This window comes from Xanthomonas sp. SHU 199, assembly GCF_000364665.1.
GTDB classification, from domain to species: domain Bacteria; phylum Pseudomonadota; class Gammaproteobacteria; order Xanthomonadales; family Xanthomonadaceae; genus Xanthomonas_A; species Xanthomonas_A sontii.
Genome location: NZ_AQOI01000780.1, coordinates 1 through 16065 on the forward strand (window position 1 = coordinate 1; position 16065 = coordinate 16065).

The 16065-nt window shown below is 70.3% G+C and carries 13 protein-coding genes; 6 read left to right on the top strand and 7 right to left on the bottom strand.

All coding sequences use genetic code 11. The features are described 5' to 3' along the window. Positions 1-681, top strand: a 681-nt coding sequence (locus tag D183_RS0121380; protein ID WP_017910793.1) for a DUF3014 domain-containing protein, incomplete at its 5' end; no start/stop codon positions are given. A 221-nt stretch (positions 682-902) separates the two neighbouring features. Here the strand turns inward: D183_RS0121380 and D183_RS0121385 are convergent. Beyond that, a complete protein-coding gene (locus D183_RS0121385) occupies positions 903-1607 on the bottom strand; it encodes a glutathione S-transferase (protein ID WP_017910794.1) in 705 nt (234 codons plus the stop codon). A gap of 218 nt (positions 1608-1825) precedes the next feature. Here D183_RS0121385 and clpB point away from each other — a divergent pair, with 218 nt between their 5' ends. The 3 genes from clpB to D183_RS0121400 all read left to right on the top strand — a co-directional run bounded on the left by clpB (position 1826) and on the right by D183_RS0121400 (position 6457). Then, positions 1826-4411, top strand: coding sequence for an ATP-dependent chaperone ClpB (gene clpB / locus D183_RS0121390; protein ID WP_026144729.1), 2586 nt, complete (start codon positions 1826-1828; stop codon positions 4409-4411). Continuing rightward, on the top strand, positions 4411-5040 hold the full coding sequence (locus tag D183_RS0121395) for an HAD-IA family hydrolase (protein ID WP_017910796.1): 630 nt from the start codon (positions 4411-4413) through the stop codon (positions 5038-5040). Before clpB ends, D183_RS0121395 begins: the two co-directional genes overlap by 1 nt. 130 nt (positions 5041-5170) lie before the next feature. Next, positions 5171-6457, top strand: a complete 1287-nt coding sequence (locus D183_RS0121400; protein ID WP_017910797.1) for an O-acetylhomoserine aminocarboxypropyltransferase/cysteine synthase family protein — start codon at positions 5171-5173, stop codon at positions 6455-6457. Positions 6458-6482: 25 nt separating this feature from the next. Here D183_RS0121400 and D183_RS0121405 read toward each other — a convergent pair whose 3' ends face one another. Then, complete coding sequence (locus D183_RS0121405) at positions 6483-7313, bottom strand: AraC family transcriptional regulator (protein WP_232757335.1); 831 nt, start codon at positions 7311-7313, stop codon at positions 6483-6485. Between the two features lie 30 nt (positions 7314-7343). Here D183_RS0121405 and D183_RS0121410 point away from each other — a divergent pair, with 30 nt between their 5' ends. Both D183_RS0121410 and D183_RS0121415 read left to right on the top strand, forming a co-directional pair. Beyond that, positions 7344-8591 (top strand): MFS transporter, encoded by a 1248-nt coding sequence (locus tag D183_RS0121410; protein ID WP_017910799.1) that lies wholly within the window; start codon positions 7344-7346, stop codon positions 8589-8591. Positions 8592-8693: 102 nt separating this feature from the next. Continuing rightward, positions 8694-9803 carry a sterol desaturase family protein gene (locus D183_RS0121415; RefSeq protein ID WP_017910800.1) on the top strand — a complete coding sequence of 370 codons (1110 nt, stop codon included), beginning with the start codon at positions 8694-8696 and terminating at the stop codon, positions 9801-9803. A gap of 237 nt (positions 9804-10040) precedes the next feature. On the opposite strand, the gene D183_RS0121420 is transcribed toward D183_RS0121415, so the two are convergent. The 5 genes from D183_RS0121420 to D183_RS25565 form a co-directional block, all read right to left on the bottom strand. Beyond that, positions 10041-10355, bottom strand: coding sequence for a PsiF family protein (locus D183_RS0121420; RefSeq protein WP_017910801.1), 315 nt, complete (start codon positions 10353-10355; stop codon positions 10041-10043). Between the two features lie 54 nt (positions 10356-10409). Next, on the bottom strand, positions 10410-11663 hold the full coding sequence (locus D183_RS0121425) for a type III PLP-dependent enzyme (RefSeq protein WP_017910802.1): 1254 nt from the start codon (positions 11661-11663) through the stop codon (positions 10410-10412). Continuing rightward, positions 11660-13417: an IucA/IucC family protein gene (locus D183_RS0121430; protein ID WP_026144730.1), complete on the bottom strand. Its 1758-nt coding sequence runs from the start codon at positions 13415-13417 to the stop codon at positions 11660-11662. Before D183_RS0121430 ends, D183_RS0121425 begins: the two co-directional genes overlap by 4 nt. Beyond that, positions 13395-14567, bottom strand: coding sequence for an MFS transporter (locus tag D183_RS0121435; protein WP_017910804.1), 1173 nt, complete (start codon positions 14565-14567; stop codon positions 13395-13397). Before D183_RS0121435 ends, D183_RS0121430 begins: the two co-directional genes overlap by 23 nt. After that, the coding region (locus D183_RS25565; RefSeq protein WP_017910805.1) for an IucA/IucC family protein at positions 14564-16065 on the bottom strand (1502 nt) is incomplete at its 5' end. The genes D183_RS0121435 and D183_RS25565, both read right to left, overlap by 4 nt.

Here is a 16065-nt window from a genome sequence, read left to right on the forward strand (position 1 = left end):
CCGACAACGCCTGACGCGCCTGCCGCGGCGGCAACGCCACCGCCGATCCAGCACCCGATCGATGCCGCGGAAGCCGCCGACGCGGCCATTCCGGCCCTGGCCGCCAGCGACGATGCGGCCTGGTCGGCACTGCGCACGCTGGCCGGCGGCGACGCACCGCTGGCGCTGCTGCTGCGCGACCACCTGATCCAGCGCCTGGTGACCATGGTCGACAACCTGACCCAACGCCGCGTCACTGCGCGCTCCCTGGCGCTCAAGCAGGTGCCGGGCGAGTTGCAGGTGAGCACCGATGCCAGCGGCGCCAGCGTCATCGCCGACACCAATGCCCAGCGCTATGCGCCCTACGTGGAGGCATTCACCCGCGCCGATCCGGGCACGGCGGTGGCGGCCTATCGCCGCTTCTATCCGCTGTTCCAGCAGGCCTATGTGGAGTTGGGCTATCCGCAGGGCTACTTCAACGACCGGCTGGTGCAGGTGATCGACCACCTGTTGCAGACCCCGACGCCGACCGCGCCGCTCGCGGTGGAGATGGATCCGGTGCGCGGCAAGTACCGCTTCGTGGATCCAGCGCTGGAATCGCTGTCGATCGGGCAGAAGGCGCTGTTGCGCATGGGCCCGACCCAGGCCGCGGCGGTGAAGGCGCAATTGCGTGCGGTGCGCGAAGCCCTGACGCGGACCTGAGCCAGACGCGAGGCGCGTGCCGCGTCATGCGGGCTTTTTGTTTTTGGCAGGAGCTGCCCGAGGCCACCTCGAGCCGCTCATGCGGGAAAGCGCCTATGGCTACGCCTGAAGCGCCCTTGTGGGAGGGACTTCAGTCCCGACGCGCTACACCATAGATCACCACGGTATGACGGCGCTCTTTCAACGGACGTGGCAGGCCGACGCCGGACGTCCAGCCTCGCTCAGCCATCCAACTCCGGGTAATGCCGGAAGATGCCGTTCTCGTTGAACGGCAGGCGCCGCGGCGAGGCCAGGTAGGCGGCGATGCCCGGGCGCTCGCAGATGCGCTGCTGCAGCGCGCGCAGCCGCGGCAGCTTCGGCGAGAGTTTTTTCATCGCCTGCGGGAAGGCGTAGTCCAGCCCGCTCATCAGCTGGAACAGCGACAGGTCCACGTAGGAATGCTCGCGCAGCACGTGGCGCCCGCCGCCCTGGTCCAGCACCTGTTCGAAATAGCCCAGGAACTTCGGCAACCGCTGCTTGCGCAGGTCTTCGGCGCGCCGCTGCGCTTCGGCTTGCTGGTCCTCGTAGTACAGCGCGCTGGCGATGGGGTGGTGGCTGTCGTGGACCTCGGCAACCAGGTCGGCGATGGTCAACTGCAATTGCAGGGCCTGCAGCCGCCGCGATTCGCTGTCCGGCACCAGGCCCAGCGGCGGGCCGAGGTAGTGCAGGATGTTGGCGACCTGGGCGATCACCAAGCGGCCGGCCTTGAGGAACGGCGGTGCGAACGGGCGTGCGCCGGCATGGGCGCCGTCGAGGAAGGGCTGCATCGCCGCATCGCCCTGCTCGCGCGCCACGTCGCGATAGCCGGCGCCGGCATCCTCCAGCGCCAGCCGCACGAACTCGCCGCGGCCCTGGATGCCGGTCCAGTAGTAGAGCTCGTAGTGCATGGCGGGGCCTGTGCGTGGGGACGGGAGCGCCGAGGGTAGCCGCCGTTGCGGTAGCGGCGTGTGACTGCCCGGTGCCGGAGTGCGGCGGACGTCACGTCGCGTCGCCGCCGTGCCGCGAGGTGTATACAGACGTCGCGGACGGCCTTGAAACAGGGGCGGACAGCCGCATTTTGCTGGCATGCCGGCACGGCCGGCCCTTTCCTTCAGAGGACTTCCCGATGCGGATGGACAAGCTCACCTCGCGCTTCCAGCAGGCCCTGGCCGACGCGCAGTCGCTGGCCGTGGGCCGCGACCACACCATCATCGAACCGGTGCACGTGTTCGTGGCGCTGCTCGACCAGGCCGGCGGCAGCACCCGGCCGCTGCTGGCGCAGGCCGGCGTCAACGTGCCGGTGCTGCGCGAACGGCTCGGCGAAGCGCTGGAGAAGCTGCCCAAGGTCAGCGGCCAGCCCGGCAACGTGTCGATGGGCAACGACCTCAGCCGCCTGCTCAACCAGACCGACAAGCTGGCGCAGCAGCACAACGACCAGTTCATCGCCAGCGAGTGGTTCGTGCTGGCCGCGGTCGACGACGGCGGCCCGTTGGGCCTGGCGCTGCGCGCGGCCGGCGCCGACAAGAAGAAGATCGAGGCCGCCATCGACAAGCTGCGCGGCGGCGAGACGGTGCAGTCGGAGAACGCCGAGGAACAGCGCCAGGCGCTGGAGAAGTACACCATCGACCTCACCGCGCGCGCCGAGAGCGGCAAGCTCGATCCGGTGATCGGCCGCGACGAGGAAATCCGCCGCACCGTGCAGGTGCTGCAGCGGCGTACCAAGAACAACCCGGTGCTGATCGGCGAGCCCGGCGTCGGCAAGACCGCCATCGTCGAGGGCCTGGCCCAGCGCATCGTCAACGGCGAAGTGCCCGAAGGCCTGCGCGGCAAGCGCGTGCTGTCGCTGGACATGGGCGCGCTGATCGCCGGCGCCAAGTTCCGCGGCGAGTTCGAGGAGCGGCTCAAGGGCGTGCTCAACGATCTGTCCAAGAACGAGGGTCAGATCATCCTGTTCATCGACGAACTGCACACCATGGTCGGCGCCGGCAAGGCCGATGGCGCCATGGACGCGGGCAACATGCTGAAGCCGGCGCTGGCGCGCGGCGAGTTGCACTGCATCGGCGCCACCACCCTGGACGAGTACCGCAAGTACATCGAGAAGGATGCGGCGCTGGAGCGGCGCTTTCAGAAGGTGTTCGTCGGCGAGCCGAGCGTGGAGGACACCATCGCCATCCTGCGCGGGCTCAAGGAGCGTTATGCGGTGCATCACGGCGTGGAGATCACCGACCCGGCGATCGTCGCCGCTGCCACGCTGTCCAACCGCTACATCACCGACCGCCAGTTGCCGGACAAGGCCATCGACCTGATGGACGAGGCGGCCAGCCGCATCCGCATGGAGATCGACTCAAAGCCGGAGGAACTGGACCGCCTGGAGCGGCGCCTGATCCAGCTCAAGATCCAGCGCGAGATGCTGAAGAAGGAGAAGGACGAGGCCTCGCGGCAGCGCCTGGCCGACCTGGAGAGCGACATCGACAAGCTCGAGCGCGAGTTCTCCGACCTGGACGAGGTGTGGAAGTCGGAGAAGGCGGCGCTGCAGGGCGCGACCAAGATCAAGGAGCAGATCGAGCAGGCGCGCGTGGAACTGGAGGCCGCGCAGCGGCGCCAGGACTACGCCAAGATGAGCGAGATCCAGTACGGCCTGCTGCCGAACCTGGAGAAGCAGCTGGCCGCGGCCAACGAAGCCGAACAGCACGACTTCAAGCTGGTGCAGGACCGTGTCACCGCCGAGGAGATCGCCGAGGTGGTGTCGCGCTGGACCGGCATCCCGGTCAACAAGATGCTCGAGGGCGAGCGCGACAAGCTGCTGCGCATGGAGGACGAGCTGCACCAGCGCGTGGTCGGCCAGGAGGAAGCGATCAAGGTGGTGTCCGACGCGGTGCGCCGCTCGCGCGCCGGCCTGTCCGATCCGAACCGGCCCAGCGGCTCGTTCCTGTTCCTGGGCCCCACCGGCGTCGGCAAGACCGAGCTGTGCAAGGCGCTGGCCGAGTTCCTGTTCGACAGCAGCGACGCGATGATCCGCATCGACATGAGCGAGTTCATGGAGAAGCATTCGGTGGCGCGGCTGATCGGTGCGCCTCCGGGCTATGTCGGCTATGAGGAAGGCGGCTACCTCACCGAGGCGGTGCGGCGCCGGCCGTATTCGCTGATCCTGCTCGACGAAGTCGAGAAGGCGCACAGCGACGTGTTCAACATCCTGCTGCAGGTACTCGACGACGGCCGCCTCACCGATGGCCAAGGCCGCACCGTGGACTTCCGCAACACCGTCATCGTGATGACCTCCAACCTGGGTTCGCACCAGATCCAGGAGCTGAGCGGCGACGGCAGCGCCGAGGCCTACACGCAGATGAAGGCGGCGGTGATGGGCGTGGTGCAGGCGCACTTCCGCCCGGAGTTCATCAACCGCCTGGACGACATCGTGGTGTTCCATCCGCTGGACAAGGCGCAGATCAAGTCGATCGCGCGCATCCAGTTGCACGGCCTGGAAAAGCGCCTGGCCGAGCGCGGGTTGAAGATCGAGTTGAGCGACCGCGCGCTGGAGCTGCTCGGCAACGTCGGCTTCGACCCGGTGTACGGTGCGCGCCCGCTCAAGCGCGCGATTCAGGCGCAACTGGAGAACCCGCTGGCGCAGCAGATCCTGTCCGGCCAGTTCCTCAGCGGCGACACCATCAAGGTCGAGGCCGAGGGCGGCAAGCTGGTGTTCGAGAAGGCCTGATGAGGCCCGTCGCGCAGGCGCGCGCGCTGTTGATCGACATGGACGGCGTGCTGCGGCTGTGGCCCGCCGACGACGCCGAACTTGAGCGCGCGCACTGCGTACCCCCGGGCAGTCTGCGCGCGGTGGCGTTCGCGCCGGCTCTGCTGGAGCCGGTGATCCGTGGTGCCACCAGCGATGCGCAATGGCGCGCCGAGGTGGTCGCGCGTCTCGTCGCGCTGGCGCCCGAGGCCGACGTCGCGGCGCTGGTCGCTGCCTGGTCCGCGCCGACGGCGGCCCGCCTCAACCAGCCCGTGCTGGCGCTGCTGCGACAGGTGCGCCAGCGCATGCCCGTGGTGTTGCTGAGCAACGCCACCTCGCGCCTGCCGCACGACCTGCAGGCGCTCGGCATCGCCGACGCGTTCGATGCCGTGGTGAATTCGAGCGAGGTCGGCGCGATCAAGCCGGAGCCGGCAATCTTCCTGCATGCGCTGGCTCAACTCGGGATGGCCGCGGACGAGGTGTTGTTCGTCGATGACACGGCGGTCCATGTCGAGGCCGCACGTGCCCTGGGCCTGCGCGCCGAGCGCTATGTGGATGCAGAAGCCTTGCGTGCCTGGCTGCTCGCCCAGGGCGCGCTCGGCGATGACTGAGCCCGGCGGGCCGCCACGTTACCGGCCGCAGCGCTGACAACCCAGCGGTATGGCCTCATAACCGCAGGTTTGCATCTGCCGTCGTGCGCGGCGCTATCGTCTGCGCTCCCTCGTTGCCGAGACGCGCGCCATGTCAGACCCGAACTGGAAGCTGGAAACCATCGCCGTGCACGGCGGCTACCGTCCCGATCCGACCACCCGCGCGGTGGCGGTGCCGATCTACCAGACCGTGGCCTATGCCTTCGACGACACCCAGCACGGCGCCGACCTGTTCGACCTGAAGGTGCAGGGCAACATCTACAGCCGCATCATGAACCCCACCACCGACGTGCTGGAGCAGCGCATCGCCGCGCTGGAAGGCGGCATCGGCGCGCTGGCGGTGGCCTCCGGTCAGGCGGCGGTGACCTATGCCATCCAGACCATCGCCGAGGCCGGCGACAATATCGTCTCCTCCAGCGCGCTGTACGGCGGCACCTACAACCTGTTCGCGCATACGCTGCCGCTGTCCAGCATCCAGACCCGCTTCGCCGACTATCGCGATCCCGGCGCCTTCGCCGGACTGATTGACGAGCGCACCAAGGCCATCTTCGTCGAGTCGATCGGCAATCCGCGTGGCAACGTCACCGACCTGGAAGCGGTGGCCGCCATCGCCCACGCCCACGGCGTACCGCTGATCGTCGACAACACCGTGCCCACGCCGTACCTGCTGCGGCCGTTCGACTTCGGCGCCGACATCGTGGTGCATTCGCTGACCAAGTACTTGGGCGGTCACGGCACCAGCCTGGGCGGGGCGATCGTCGATTCCGGGCGCTTCCCGTGGGCGGCGCACGCGCAGCGCTTCCGCCGCCTCAACGAGCCGGACGTGAGCTACCACGGCGTGGTCTACACCGAGGCGCTGGGCGAGGCCGCCTACATCGGCCGTGCGCGGGTGGTGCCGCTGCGCAACACCGGTGCGGCGCTGTCGCCGTTCAACGCGTTCCAGATCCTGCAGGGCATCGAGACGTTGCCGCTGCGCATGGACCGGATCAACCAGAACACGCTGGCGCTGGCGCGGCACCTGCAGGGCGAGGCCAAGGTGGAGTGGGTCAACTACGCCGGCCTGCCGGACCATCCCGAGCACGCGCTGGCGCAGAAGTACCTGCGCGGCCACGGCTCCGGCGTGCTGACCTTCGGCCTGCGCGGCGGCCGCGCCGCCGGCGCGCGCTTCCTCGATGCGCTGCAACTGTTCACTCGCCTGGTCAACATCGGCGACGCCAAGTCGCTGGCCACGCATCCGGCGTCCACCACGCATCGCCAGCTCTCGCCCGAGGAATTGCAGCGCAGCGGGGTCAGCGAGGACACGGTGCGGCTGTCGGTGGGCATCGAGCACATCGACGATCTGCTCGCCGACCTGCAGCAGGCGCTGGCGCAGGCCTGAGCCACGCCGCGGGCTGCACGCGTGCTTAGCGGAAGAACTGGCTCGGCGGCTGCCCGAACTGGCGCTTGAACATGGCGGTGAACGCGCTGGGGCTGTCGTAGCCCAGCTCCACCGCCACGTCGATGATGCGGTCGCCGGCGGCCAGCCGTTCGAGCCCGCGCAGCAGGCGCAGTTGCTGGCGCCACTGGCCGAAGCGCATCCGCAGCTCGCGCTGGCACAGGCGCTGGATGGTCTTGACGTCCACGCCTAGGTCCGTGGCCCAGGCGTGCAGGGTAGTGGCATCGGCCGGGTCGGCGTCGAGCGCGGCGGCGATGCGCAGCAGGCGCGGATCGCGCGGCTGCGGCAGGTACAGCGGCAGCGCCGGCAGTGCATGCAGTTCGTCCAGGATCAGCCGCATCAGCCGCCCGTCGCGCGAGTCGGCGGCGTGGTCCCAGGGGATCTCCGCGGCGCTGCGGATCAGTGCTTCCAGCAGCGGCTCCACCGCCATCACCGTCGGCGTGTCTGGCATGCCGGCGATGGCGGCGGGGCGGATGTACAGGCTGCGCATGCGCAGGACGCCGATCCAGCGCACGCTGTGCTCGGTGCCGGCGGGGATCCACAGCGCGCGCGTGCTCGGCACCACCCAGTGGCCTTGGCCCGAGCGCACCACCATCAGGCCGGAGACCGCGTAGATCAACTGATGACGCGCATGCCGATGCGGGGCGATGGCGCTGTCGGGCGGGTAGTCGACGGCCTTGCACACCACGTCGGCGGGCGCGTCGTCCGCATTGCGGCCGGCGCGCGGCACCAGCATGTCCTTTTTGCGATGGTTGCTGGGCATGTCGCGCAAGAAGGTCGGGACAGGGCAGCCTACCATGCACGCACTCCCGGCAATGCCTGTCCCGCCATGTCCACGCTGCGTCCTGCCGCGCCCGTCGTTTCCTCCCCCGCCGCTCCCGCCGCTCCCGCCGCCCCGCGCAAGGTCGCGTCCGGCGTCCTGGCCGCGATCACCTCCTCGCACCTGATCAACGACATGATGCAGTCGCTGATCCTGGCGCTGTACCCGGTGCTCAAGGGCCAGTTCCAGCTCAGCTTCGCCCAGGTCGGCCTGATCACCCTCACGTACCAGATCACCGCCTCGCTGTTCCAGCCGCTGATCGGGCTGCGCACCGATCGCCGGCCGGCGCCGTATTCGCTGCCGGTGGGCATGAGTTCCACGCTGTGCGGGCTGTTGCTGCTGGCGTATGCGCCCAGCTTCGGCATGGTGTTGCTGGCGGCGGCCTTGGTCGGAATCGGCTCGGCGATCTTCCATCCCGAATCCTCGCGCATCGCGCGGCTGGCTTCGGGCGGCCGCCATGGCCTGGCCCAGTCGGTGTTCCAGGTCGGCGGCAATACCGGCACCGCGCTGGGGCCGCTGATCGCCGCGGCGGTGATCGTGCCCAACGGCCGCCATAGCGTGGCCTGGTTCGGCGGCGCGGCGTTGCTCGGCATCGCCCTGTTGTCCTACGTCGGGCGCTGGTACGCGCTGCACCTGCAGGCCGCGCGCGCGACGCCGCGTCCGGTCGCCGCGGTGCCGGCGCTGCCGCGCGCCACGGTGGTGCGCATCGTCGGCATCCTGCTGCTGCTGATCTTCTCCAAGTACTTCTACATCGCCGGGCTCAGCAGCTACTACACGTTCTACCTGATCCAGCGCTTCGGCATCTCGGTGCAGAGTGCGCAGCTGCACCTGTTCGCGTTTCTGCTGGCGTCGGCATTGGGCACGTTGATCGGCGGCCCGGTCGGCGACCGCATCGGCCGCAAGCCGGTGATCTGGGTGTCGATCCTGGGCGTGGCGCCGTTCGCGCTGGCGCTGCCGCACGTGGGCCTGCATGCGGCCACCGCGTTGACCGTGCTGATCGGCTTCGTGTTGTCCTCGGCGTTCTCGGCCATCCTGGTGTACGCGCAGGAAATGATGCCCGGACGCATCGGCACCATCTCCGGGCTGTTCTTCGGCTTCGCCTTCGGCATGGGCGGGCTGGGTGCGGCGGTGCTGGGGCTGCTCGCCGACCACCGCGGCATCGTCTTCGTGTACCAGGTGATGTCGTTCCTGCCGCTGCTGGGCATCGTCGCCGCGCTGCTGCCGAGCCGGCGACCCGACGCCGTCGCGACGCACTAGCACGACCGCGCGTGGCCGGCATCGGCCGGCGCGGACAGCTTGGCGAAAGCCAGCGGCCGCATGCTGTCGCGCCGGCCGTCGTGCCCCCATCGCCGTCTTCGCATGCCTGTCATCGCCCTGGTCTCGTCCATTGCCCACGCCTGGTCTACGCTGGTCGACCTGGTCGCCAGCCACGCGGTGGCGCCGCTGCTGGCGGCGCTGCACCTGACCGGGCTCAGCGACGATCCGCACGACATCGCCGCCTCGCTGATGGTGGCGGCCCTGCAGCTGTCCATCATCGGCGTGCTGTTCCGGCCGCTGGAGAGCCTGTGGCCGGCCGAGCGCTGGGAACATCGGCGGCTGGCGCGGATCGACTTCCACTACACCTGGTTGATGCTGATCGGGGTGTTCCCGCTGTTCTCGTTCCTGATCCTGACCCCGGTGGTGAACGCGCTGGGCGGCGCCGACCCCAACGCCGCGGCGGCGCCGGAGACCGGCCTGCGCCATGCCTGGCCGTGGCTGGACCGGCATCCGCTGGCGCTGTTCGCGCTGTACTACCTGGCCTACGACTTCACCTACTACTGGATGCACCGGGTGCAACACTGGATGCCGTGGTGGTGGGCGATGCACAGCATGCACCACAGCCAACGCCAGCTCAGCTGCTGGGCCAACGACCGCAGCAACTACCTGGACGGCATGCTGCAGTCGTTCGTGCTGGCCGCGGTGGGCATCGCCTTCGGCATCGAGGCCGACGAGTTCGCCTGGCTGATGCTGCTCGGCGAGCTGGTGCAGAACCTGTCGCACGCCAACACCCGGTTCGGCTTCGGTCCGGTGCTCGACAAGATCCTGGTCGATCCGCCGTTCCACCGCCTGCACCACATGCGCGTGGACCCGGAGCGGCCGGGTCTGCACAACTGCAACTTCGGCCAGGTGTTCGCGTTCTGGGACGTGCTGTTCGGCACCGCGCTGTACGGCGAGCCGGTGCGGCCGACCGGCGTGGGCGACCCGATGGTGGACCGCGACAACGAGCTGGGCCTGGTGGCGCTGCAGTGGGAAGGGCTCAAGCGCTTCTGGGGTGCGGTGCGACGCCGCTCAGGGTGGACGCCGGGCGAAGTGGCGTTCGGCGAGGACTATGCGCCGATTCCGGTGGATCATGCAGGGATGCCGGTGGGCGGTGGGGATTCGGGAGTGGGGATGACCAGACGTTCGGCTGTGGAAAGCCGGGATTCGTAGGAGCGGTGGCGGTTGGCAATGCGATTGTTGCCTGCTTCGCTGGCTGTCGTACCCTCACCCCAACCCCTCTCCCGGGGGGAGAGGGGCTCGCGCTTTTCCTTCTCCCATCGGGAGAAGGTGCCCCGCAGGGGCGGATGAGGGTACGGGCGAAGCCTCGTGCACCTAGACATCGCGAGACGCTACGCGCCGTACCCTCACCCCAACCCCTCTCCCGATGGGAGAGGGGCTATACTGCGCTCACTGCTTCTTCAGACAACCGCTCATGAAGGTCTTGCGGGCGTCGCCCTGCAGTTTCTGCGTCGCGGCTTGCGCGTTGCAGTCCTTCATCCGCTGCTGGGAGGCGTTGCCCGCCGCCGGGGCGGTGCCGCCGCTGAGGCAGGCCTTTTGCGCGCTCTTGTACTCATCGCCTTTCTTGCCCTTGTTCTGGGCCGAGCACTTGGCCATCAGGGTCTGTTGTGCGGTCTGCGGCTTGGTCGCGGCGGTGGCCAGCAGTGGGGCGGCGGTGAAGCTCAGCAGCAAACAGGTGGCGGCGAAGCGGGCGGAACGGGTCATGGCGGCAGCTCCGGTTGGATGTGCCGGCAGGGTGCGCCGGCACGGGTGACCGGATCATGACGCGGCGGTGGCCGGGTCGGCAATGCGGCGCTGCGGCAAGGCGTCGGCGGCCTGCGCCGGCCCGTCGAGGAACAGCATCTGCGGCGGTGGATGCATCAGGAACTGCTGGTGCGAGATGTTCCAGGCGTAGGCGCCGGCCAGCGGGAACGCCAGGCAGTCGCCCGGCGCCAGTGCGGCCACCGGCTGGTCGCGGGCCAGCACGTCCTTGGGCGTGCATAGTTGCCCGACCAGGGTCACCCGCGCATCGCGCAGCACCGGCGGCTGGGTGCCGCGCAGCACCAGGAACGGATGGTCGTGGCCCTGCGCGGCAGGCGTGCGGAAATGATGGGTGCCGCCGCGGCCGATGGCGAACTGCGCGCCATGGCTGCGCTTGATGTCCAGCACCTCCATCAGGTACCAGCCGCAGGCGGCGCTGACGTAGCGGCCCGGCTCCAGGCGCAGGCGCAGGCCTTGGCCGTGCGTGCGCAGCAGCGCCGGCAACCCGGCGCAGAACGCGGCCCAGTCGAACGAGGCCGCCGGATCGGCGTAGTCCACGCCGAAGCCGCCGCCGGCATTCACCGTCAGCGGGCCCAGCGCGTAGGCCTGGCGCCAGCCCTGCACGGTCTGCAGATAGTGCGCGATCAGCCGCAACTGCAACTGCGCATCGCGCTGGTGCGACAGCAGGTGGAAGTGGAAGCCGTCCAGGCGCAGTCCGCTCGCGCCACGCAGTACCTGCATGGCCGCGTCCAGATCGTCCACGTCCAGGCCGAACGGCGAGGGCCGCCCGCCCATCACCAGGCGCGTGTCCTGCATGCCCGGCACCACGATGTTCAGGCGCAGGAACACCGACAGCGGGCGTGTGCGCGATGCGGCGATGCGCGCCAGCCGCTGCAATTCGCCCAGGCTTTCCACATGCACGCTGCAGTCGGGCAGGCTGGCGGCCAACTGCAGTTCGGTGTCGAGTTTACCGGGGCCGCCGAACAGCAGCCGGCGGCCTGGCTGATGCGTGTGCAGCCACTGCAGTTCGCCGCCGGAGGCCGCCTCGAAACCGTCCACCCACGGCGCCAGCGTGCGCAGTACGGGGGGCTCGGCGTTGGCCTTGGCCGCGTAGAACAGTTCGCACTCGGCCGGCAGCTGCGCGCGCAGCATCGCCGCGTGCGCCTGCAGCGCCGCCAGGTCGTAGACGTAGGCGCAGACCGGGCCGTCGGCCTGCGCGCGCAACTGCGCCAGCGCTGCGTGCAGTGGAGCGGAATCGATGCACAGGCTCATGCCGCCGCCTGCCGCAGCGCGGCGCTGCCGATCGGGTTGGGCAGGAAGCTGTAGTCGGCATGGCGGTCGGCGCGTTGCAACAGGCGCAGGCGCAGGTTGTTCTTGGCCGGCAGCGGCGCGCCGTCGAGCAGGGCCTGCAATGCCGGCTGCGCGCCGTGGCGCTGCTGCCAGCGGCGGGCGATGTCGCCGACGATCTGCCACAGCTGGCGTTCGCGGCGGTCGTGGCCGTCGGCGAGGTGGAAGATCGCTTCGGCCAGGTTGTTGACCAGCGCGCAGTAGGCGATGCGGTTCCAGCCGCGTTCGGCGCTGTAGTACAGCGACTGTCGCGCGGTCTCGGACATGCCGGGCAGGCGCGCGGCCGGCCAGCGCGACGGCAGCAGCTTGGTGCCTTCCAGGTCGCGGATCCACACCTGCGTCGGCAGGCCGTCCTCGCAGCCGATCACGGTATTCTGCAGGTGCGGCTCCAGCACGATGCCGTAGCCGAACCAGGCGCTCCACACCCCATCCAACAGCAGCTGTGCATAGGCGCGGAACCAGGCCGCGGTGGCCGCCTCCAGGCTGCTGCCGCTGCGTTGCGCCAGCGCCTGCAGCGCGGCGGCGCAGGCCGGCTGGCCGCGCGCGTCGTTGGTGAACAGCGCACCGGCCACCTGCGGGCGATAGCGCGCGCGCTGCGCCGCCGGGATCGCCTGCCGGTACAGCACGCCGAAGCTCTCGCCCAGCTCGCGGCAGGCCTGTGCATCTGCGTCCAGCGCGGAGAAATCCAGGTCGGTGGCGGCCGGCTCCAGCAGCACGTGGAAGCCAGGCACGCGCTGCGCCAGCGCCTGCCAGTCCGGCGCCAGCAGGCGGGTCAGCGCCACTGCGCTTTCCAGTTCGTACCAGGCGTTCTTGCGCACGCAGTTGGTCAGGCGCACATGCACCGACAGCTTGAGGAAATGATCGAGGTCGGCGTGGTACAGCGTGCGCACCGACGAGGTCGGGCGCAGCGCCAGGCCGCGTTCGCCCAGCGGCTCGATCCAGCCGCGCGCCTGCGCCTGGCGCAGCAGCGGATGCGCCAGCACGCGCTCGGCCTCCCACGGATGGCAGGGGTACAGGTCGGCGCCGCCGCCGGCCTGCGCCAGCGTCGCGCGCACGTCATCGCCCTGTGCGCGATACAGGCGCGGATCGATGCGGAACCAGAACAGCGGGAAGGCGCTGCGCGCTTCCGGCGCGCAGGCCAGCACCTGCTCCAGCGGCACGCCTTCGCGGCTCTTGGGCGTGGGATGGAAGGCGTGGCCCCACAGCATCGACTGCTCGGCATCGATCAGCGCCTCGCCGGTGGGCTGGGCGGCGTCGGCCTGGCGCAGCAACTGCGCGGTGATGGCGATGCTGTTGGCGCTCTGCGCCAGCAGTTCCAGGTTGGGCGCGTGCTCGCCTTCGCTGAGTTCCTGCAGCAGCAGGCGCACCAGCGACTCTGCGTCCAGGCAGTGCCACGGACGGCCGTCGGCCTTCAGGTAGGGCGCCGAGGCGAAGCGGCAGCGGCCCAGGCGATCGGCATGCGCCAGGCGCACGCACAGCGTGGCGCCGGAGGGCAGGCGCAGGCGCAGCCAGCGCTCGCCGGCGGCGGCGATGCCGGGCCGGTCCAGGCCGCGATAGTCGAAGTCGGCCAGGCCGCGATCGAGCGCGACTTCGCGCAGGTAGCAGTTGAGCCAGCAGGTGATCGCCTGCGCTTGCGCCAGGCTGTCGTACCACGGGTCATGCATCGGCAACGGGGACATGGACGGTTCTCCGAACGGACGTGAGCATCAGGGCCGGCAGCAGCGCCAGCAGGGCGGCCGCGGCGGCGGCGAGGAACGGCACGGCCAGGCCATGGCCTTGCACCAGGGCACCGGCGACGGCGCCGCCGGCGACGCCGGCGTACTTGCCGGCGGCATCGAAGCGGCCGAACAACTGGCCCGCGCCGCGCCCGCCGGCAACCTCGGCCAGGCTGCGGTTGAGGCCGCGCAGCGCCATCCACATGCCCAGGCCGAACAGCAGCCGCGCGGCGATCAACCAGCCGGGCGCCGGCGGCGCCATCTGCAGCAGGCAGGCCAGGGCGAACAGCGCCAGCCCCGCCGGCAGCGGCGACATGCGGTGATCGCGACCGTGCCAGCACGGCATCAGCACCAGGTAGACCAGGTGCGGCAGGCTGTACAGCAGGCCGGCGACCGCGCTGCTGCCGATGCCGTGCGCCTGCGCATACGGCAGGAAGTAAGGAAAGGTCACCACCATCGCGAAGCAGAACAGGAACTGCGTGGTCCACAGCGCCCAGCGCTGGCGGCGCTGCGCGGCATCGGTGCGCGGCAGGGAAGGCGTGGACGTGGTTGTCGCCGGCGCGCGCGGCGGATCGGCCGGCAATCGCCAGCTCAGCGCGAAGGCCAGCAGCGGCAGCAGCGCCAGGTAGCGGTACAGCGACTGCGCCGGCCCCAGCGCGGTGGCCAGGCCGAGCAGCGCCGGTGCGGTGACCATCGCCAGGCGTGCCGAGAACTGGGTCCAGTCCAGCGCGCGCGCCAGCGAACCACGCTGCGCCTGGCTGCTGAGATAGGCGTTGGTCGCGGCCAGCGAGCCGCCGCAGGCGCCTTGCACGACCAAGCCGGCGACCAGCCAGCCCAGGTTCGGCGCGAAGCCGGCCATGAGGAAGCCAAGCGCCAGGCCGAGTTGCGCGCGCAGCAGCGAGCGCTTGCGTCCATAGCGGTCGGCCAGCCGGCCCCAGGCGCTGGCGGTGAGCGCAGTGCACAGCGTCGGCAGCACGTACAGCACGCCGCTCCAGCCGATCGCCGCACCCGGCGCGAGCTGCTGCAGCACCTGCGGCAGGAACAGCGGCATGCCCAGCGCGGTGAAGGCGGCCAGATAATGCGCGGCCAGCACCGGGCCGAGGAGGCGCTTCATCGCGCCGCCCCGGCCGCGACCGCGCGCGCCGCCAGTGCATCCTCGCGCAGCAGGTTGGGCGCGCTGTCGCCGTAGAACTTGTTGATATCCGCCGCGCCGGTGATCTGCTTGCCGAGCAGGCTGCCGGCGCTGAGCAGGTACTTCACCGGCAGCGTGGGCGCGTCCAGCAGCGCCTGCGCCGGGGCGGTGTCGATGCCGTCCTCGCGCAGCGCGCGCAGGGTGCCGTGCAGGCGCGCGCGCAGCAGTGCGTACAGCGGGGCGCGCAGCCCCGGCTGCCATTCCGCCAGCCCTTCCAGCACCGCCTGCAGATCCAGTTGCAGGATGATGGTGCAGAACATCCGCGCCAGCGCGGCGTCGTCCTGCACCACGATACGCGTGTCGCGCGGGGTGCCCAGCGCGGCCAGCGCCGGCCGTTGCGCGTACAGCCGCGGCAGCAGCACCCGCGCCGCGTCGTTGTCCTTCATCAGCAGCCGCGGCGCGCGGCCGGCGGCGTAGATCAGCACGCTGTTCTGCTGGTTGGCCTCCAGCGCGATGCCGTAGCGCAGCCACAGCCGCAGGTGCACCTGGCACATCAGCGCCAGGTAGCTGTCCCACCAGGCGGTGAGGTCGCCGCCATGGAAGCGGTCGGCCAGGTGCGCGGCCAGCGGCCGGCCATCGGGTAGCGTCGCGCACAGGCCGGCCACCGGCACCAGGGTCGCCTCCGGCAACGCCGGATAGCGGCGCAGCAGGTAGGAGAGGTGGCGTGTTTCGCCGACATGGCCGGCATGCGCCTCGTCCACGTGCAGGTAGCGTTCGCCCAGCGCCGGATCGTGTGCGGCCAGGTCGCACAGCACGCGTTCGAACCAGTGACCGTCGTACAACGTGGACGGTTTGATCAGGCGCAGGTTGAGCGCGCCGAGCGTGCGCATCGGCACCGGCAGCTTCAGATGATGATCGGGAAACGCCAGCGGAATCACCGTGCGCAGCGATAGCGAGGGCCGCACCTGCAGCCACGGCTGCGGCGCGGCGATCGCGCCGTCCGGCAGGGCGAAGCCGTCCTCGCCCAGCCGCGCGAAGATCAGCGGATGCAGCGGCCAGGCGACGTGGTCGGCGTCCAGCGCCGAATCCAGGCCGAGCATGCTCGGGCGCGGCCAGAACGCCGGCGGCGGCGTGGTCTGGGTGACCTGCGCGATTGGCAGCGCCAGCCAGCGCAGCGCGAAGCTGGGGCCGAACTCCGGTGCGTAGCGCGGCAGGTCGGCATCGTCCAGGCCAAGCTTGGCGCGTGCGCTGGGATAGAACGGATGGTCGCGGTGGCTGGCCAGTTGTTCGCAGCGGTAGGCGCGTTCGTGCGCGTCGGCGGCCTCCAGCGCGGTGGCCAGCAGCGCCCGTTGCTGCGCGTAGGCCTGCCGCGCCAGCGCGCGCTGGCGCACCGCGCACTCGGCTTCCTCGACATAGGCGCGGTGCAAGGCCTGGGTCTCCGCGTCGAGCCCGGCGCCGAGCCGCGCTAGCCACTGCGCCG